Annotated in this window: 5 protein-coding genes; 2 read left to right on the top strand and 3 right to left on the bottom strand. The window is 64.5% G+C overall.

All coding sequences use genetic code 11. The features are described from left to right. From VF665_RS11655 to VF665_RS11645, 3 genes are all read right to left on the bottom strand, one after another. A partial coding sequence (locus VF665_RS11655; protein ID WP_331053608.1) for a hypothetical protein occupies positions 1–470 on the bottom strand: 470 nt, incomplete at its 3' end. Between the two features lie 3 nt (positions 471–473). Beyond that, positions 474–1,667, bottom strand: a complete 1,194-nt coding sequence (gene moeB, locus VF665_RS11650; RefSeq protein WP_331053607.1) for a molybdopterin-synthase adenylyltransferase MoeB — start codon at positions 1,665–1,667, stop codon at positions 474–476. Positions 1,668–1,830: 163 nt separating this feature from the next. Then, on the bottom strand, positions 1,831–2,967 hold the full coding sequence (locus VF665_RS11645; RefSeq protein ID WP_331053606.1) for a hypothetical protein: 1,137 nt from the start codon (positions 2,965–2,967) through the stop codon (positions 1,831–1,833). Between the two features lie 319 nt (positions 2,968–3,286). Between VF665_RS11645 and VF665_RS11640 the strand changes: the two genes are divergently transcribed. After that, positions 3,287–4,315, top strand: a complete 1,029-nt coding sequence (locus tag VF665_RS11640) for a polysaccharide deacetylase family protein (protein WP_331053605.1) — start codon at positions 3,287–3,289, stop codon at positions 4,313–4,315. Positions 4,316–4,426: 111 nt separating this feature from the next. Continuing rightward, complete coding sequence (locus tag VF665_RS11635) at positions 4,427–5,131, top strand: DedA family protein (RefSeq protein ID WP_331053604.1); 705 nt, start codon at positions 4,427–4,429, stop codon at positions 5,129–5,131. Positions 5,132–5,270: the final 139 nt, after the last annotated feature.

Genomic DNA, 5,270 nt, shown 5'->3' with positions numbered 1-5,270 from the left:
GCGCGACCGGGCGCCTCGGCCGGGGGCAGCGGTTGCCCGTTCAGCATCCACGTGCCGGAACTGTCACGCGTGGCGACCAGTCCAAAATGCGACATTGACGTCGTATTCGCGATGGCGATGCCGCGCCGCTTCAGGTTGGTGGCCGTCAGGATGGCCACGCTCAGCTTCCGCCCCTCCACGTACGGCGCAAAGGCGGGCCAGATCCGGTCCGCGAGCCGCCTCAGGCGTACGGTGTCGGCCACTTCGAACCCCGGCTCGAACTCCAATCGCAGCGCGGGCGGCCCGTCCGAAAAGATCCAGGTCTTTACACGGTAGACGGTAAAGGTGTCGCCGTTCACGAGCGTGAGCCGTTTGTAGCGGCCGGCGTACTCGCCGAACTGGCTGCGCGGCGGCGGCTGTGTGTTTCCACAGGCGGCAAGAAGCAGGCAGGCCAGAAGCGCCGGAAGGGCGCGCCGCAGTGCGTTCGTCATCGCTCAGTACTTCGGGATCGTGGGGTCGACCTCGTCGGACCAGGCCAGGATGCCGCCCTTGAGGTTCAGCAGGCGGTCGTAGCCGTGCGCCTGCAGAAACTGCAGCGCCTGCCCGCTGCGCGCGCCGGAGCGGCACTGCAGCACGATCTCCTCGTCGCGCGAGATCTCGTCCACGCGGTCGGGAAGCTGGCCCAGGGGAATCAGCCGCGCCCCCTGCGGCTCCAGGTTGCCGATTTCCCACTCCATCGGCTCGCGCACGTCGATAATGGTCAGGCGGTCGCCGCGGTCCAGCCGCTGCTTGAGTTCCGTAGGGGTGATTTCGGGGATCATCCGTGTATCCGATGGCGCGTTCTGGGAAGGAATCCCGCAGAAACGCTCGTAGTCGATCAGTTCGCGCACGGTGGGATTGTCGCCGCACACCGGGCATGCGGGGTCGCGCCGCAGCCGCATCTCCCTGAACCTCATCCGCAGCGCGTCGAACAGCAAGAGACGCCCGAGCAGCGTTTCGCCCGTTTCCAGGATCAGCTTCAGTGCCTCCAGCGCCTGCACGCTGCCGATGATCCCCGGAAGCACGCCGAACACGCCCGCCTCCGCGCACGAGGGAACGGAGCCGGGCGGCGGCGGCTCGGGAAAGAGGCAGCGGTAGCACGGCCCGCGCTGCGCCCAGAACACCGAGGCCTGCCCGTCCCACCGCAGGATGGAGCCGTACACGCACGGCTTGCCCTCCAGCACGCAGGCGTCGTTCACCAGATAACGTGTGGGAAAGTTGTCGGATCCGTCGATGACGACGTCGTAGCCGCGCACGATCTGCCGCGCGTTTGCCGACTCCAGCCGCACGGGATGCCGCTCCACGCGCACGTGGGGGTTGATGGCGGCGATGCGGTCGGCGGCCGAATCCAGCTTGGTGCGCCCCACGTCCGGCGTGCCGTGGATAATCTGCCGCTGCAGGTTCGTTTCGTCGACGGTGTCGAAGTCCACGATCCCCAGCGTGCCCACCCCCGCCGCCGCCAGGTACAGCGCGGCCGGCGAGCCCAGCCCCCCGGCGCCCACCAGGAGCACGCGCGCCACCTTGAGCCGCCGCTGGCCGGCCGGGCCGACTTCCGGAAGGATCAGGTGCCGGCTGTAGCGCAGCGTCTCGTCCGCGCCCAGCGTGGGAAGTTGGTCATCGCTCGTCATGGCCGGAAGGTTACCCGCCATGCGTGCTTTCCCGCAACGGCAAATGGCTACTGCCCTCACGGGAGGACGCGGCGGTGGCGGAGGTCGCGGAACAGACGGGGGTCTGGCGAGCGAGGGTCATAACCACCAGCATATTCGATGCAGCTGCGAACGAACACCTGGCGAGCTGGGCTCGGATCCAAATTCACCGTGTGTATCCAAACAGCTCAGCAAGCGCCTCGCCGTACGTATTATCCTCAAAGCTCTCTTCAACTCGAGTTCTTAATTCCTCAAGATTCTTGATCTGCTTCGGATACTTGGGGTCCAAATATGCCACCAAAGCCGCTCTATACACGACGGCTGCTAAACGAGGAAGCCCCACGCGCTCAGTGCGATTCAAGGTCAGGAGAGAGTTCTCGCGCACTGGATTTCCGTGCAGGAATTGGTTTCTTGCACGGTAAAGGTACACGTAGGCACGCTGGAGAGCACTCACGCGCCGTATCTCCGGCTTTCTCGTCTTGGGATTCTTGATTTTGATTCGATATCGTAGTTTGCGGTCCCGCTCGTCGATCGAATCTCGGTTGAGCAGTAGGAGTACGCTCTCCAGATCGGCGTGTCGTTTATTGGGCCACGCGAGGATCTCAATAGCACTCACCCATAAAGCAACCTGGATTCCGTACTCGTTCAGCGAACCTTCGCATTTCGTACCGACCGCACAAGCTTGGTATGCAACGTCCAATGAACGGAACAACCGATCCCCGAACTTCTCAGTCTCAGCTTTTCCGCAATATCGCTTGATCCAAGCTTTCTCGAATGAACGAAAAAGATAACTGTCAGGATGCAGCCGGCCGTCTGTTAGCGGGATATACGGAGAACGTGTGAGCCGCAATTTCGCACCGCTGGAGACGACACTCAGCAGCGCGGGCGAGTGGAGGATCATCCCGCCCGTACCCCCGATCTGAGCAGGATGAAAGTCGAACGTATCAGACCATGTGGGGTCAAGTCCTCCGTAACCCCTTTCTGCCGCCGCCCGTGCACGCAGGATAAATGCGAGAGCAATTGCGTTGCGGAACGCTACAATTGCAGCAAGGTTGATTCGTACAGTCTCGGGAGCTGATCTATGAGTAAGTAGTATCGCCGGGCTATAAGGCTTCCCGTATTCATCTACAAAGGATGTAAGAATTTGCTCGATTGTTTTATCAGAGCGTAGATGTGCTACGTGAGGATTATCGGACGACACGATGGTGATAAGCTCGTCTCCAAATGAGATGCCCATCGGCCAATCGCCAGAATGACGCTCATTAGAGGCCGTTGCGAGCACGAGATTGGGAAGGACGAACACGAATTCCCATTCAGTAGCAACCACGGTGTTGGAGCAATTGGAGGTGGCACTTCTTGAGCCTCGCTGTCCGAAGTCGAGGTCGCTGAACCTCAACGCGACGCGACTTGCACATGATAGCATTCGTTCCGCTCGCCGCGCGAATTCCGGACGACCGATCCCGCTTGGTCTCACGTGGGGACGCGGACGTAGCGGCGGGGGCGGAGGTCGCGGGGGAACAGACGGGAGTCCGGACGCGCGGGCACGGTGTCCGCATGGTGGCGGGCTGGAGCGGCGGAAGGGTTTCCGTCGCCTGGAGGATGATTGACCGCGGGAGACGTGGATGCGGCGGGTGATCGTGATGGCGGCGGTGCTGGCAATGGCGGCATGTGGGAGCGATGCGGCGCCCAGGGCAACGAAGGCAGCGGCGCCGTCTGATGCGGTCGGCTCGGTGCCGCGCGATTCCACGGTGGCCGATTCGGGGCAGGTGGCGGCGAGTCCGTCCGGGCCACGGGGGCCGCATGCGCCCAATCCCATGGGGCGCGTTCCCGTCTTTGAGTACCACGTGATTCGCGCGGGCAAGACGGAGTTCCACCATCCGCCGGAGGCGCTGCGCCGCGACCTGCAGCTGCTGTACGACGCGGGATATCGCCCCGTCACGGTCGCGGAGATGAACGAGCGGCGCATCGACCAGGTGCTCCCCGCGGGCTACCGCGCCTTCGCCGCCGTCTTTGACGACGCCGATCCCACGCAGTTCAGCTACACCGAGGCGGCGGACGGAACGCTGTCCATCGACCCCAACAGCGCCGTGGGGATCTGGACGGAGTTCACCCGCACGCACCCGGGCTGGCGCAACGCCGCCACCTTCTGCGTGCTGAGCGCGGGGAGCAGCGGCGGCGCCTTCTTTGGCAACGGCGGCATCAAGGGGCAGAAGACGGCGTGGCGCTTTCCCAAGATGCGCTACCTGGCGGAGCAGGGCTTCGAAATCTGCAACCACACGGTCTGGCACGCGCGGCTGGACAAGTACTCCGACGCCTACGTGCAGGAGCAGATCGCGCGGCTGCAGCTGGCCGTGGACAGCGCCGTTCCCGGCTACCGCATCCGCACACTGGCGCTGCCGCTGGGCATTTGGCCCCGCACGCGGTCGCTTGCGTGGGCCGGCTCGTGGCGGGATCCGGCAACCGGGCAGACGGTGCGCTACGACCACGCCGCGGTGCTGGAGGTGAGCGGCGGCCCCAGCGTGAGCCCGCGCGACCCCGCCTATGACCCGCGCAGCATCGACCGGGTAATCGCGTACCGCGACGCCGTGGAACGCACCATCCGGCGCCTGGAACCGGACGGCGCGTACGTGTCGTCCGGTGGCGGAAGATGATGAAAATCCAGCATCATCCTTGAATCCCACCCCCCGCACCGATACCATTCCCGTTCCTCCGGAAGCGGTCTTCCGGCCAAGGACGGGATTTTTACGGGACGGCGGTGAGGGATGCAGTTTCTTGCGCAGATGTTCGACTACTTCCGGCACCTGGACGTTCACCTGGCGGAACTGCTGCGGCAGTACGGCGCGTGGACGTACGTCATCCTCTTCGCCATCATCTTTGCCGAAACCGGGCTGGTCGTTACGCCGTTTCTGCCCGGCGACTCCCTGCTCTTTGCCGCCGGCGCGGTGACGGCCGCGGCCAACAACATGCCGGGCGAGCCCGCGCTCAACATCCTCATCCTCTGGATCGTCCTCGTGATCGCCGCGGTGGTGGGCGATTCCGTGAACTACCAGATCGGCCGCGCCGTGGGCACCAAGGTGTTCAAGAAGGAGGCGCGGGTGATGAAGCTGGAGTACCTGCACAAGACCGAGTCGTTCTACGCCAAGTACGGCGGAAAAACGATCATCCTGGCGCGCTTCATCCCCATCGTGCGGACGTACGCGCCGTTCGTGGCCGGCGCGTCCAAGATGGACTACGCCAAGTTCCTGACGTACAATGTGGTGGGCGGCGTCATCTGGATCACGATGTTCCTGTTCGCCGGGTACTTCTTCGGCAACATCCCCGTGGTGCAGAAGAACTTCGAGTACGTGGTGGTGGCCATCGTTGCCCTCTCGCTGCTGCCGCCGCTGATCGAGTGGATCAAGCACCGCCGGTCCGCCACGGTGGGCGACGTGGCCGACGCGTCCGGCACGGAGCCGCGCGTTCCATGACGGCCCGCGTCTTCCGCGCGCTGGTGCTCGCCCTCGCCTTCGCGGCACCGGCCGGGCTCGCCGCGCAGACCAGGCCGTCCCGCCCCGCCGCGGATTCCATCCGCTTCGCGGGCGAGGGTGCTGAAGGGGATTCCGCCGC

This window comes from Longimicrobium sp., from assembly GCF_036387355.1.
In the GTDB taxonomy this organism is placed as follows: Bacteria; Gemmatimonadota; Gemmatimonadetes; order Longimicrobiales; family Longimicrobiaceae; genus Longimicrobium.
This window is presented reverse-complemented; position numbering and strand designations above follow the sequence as displayed.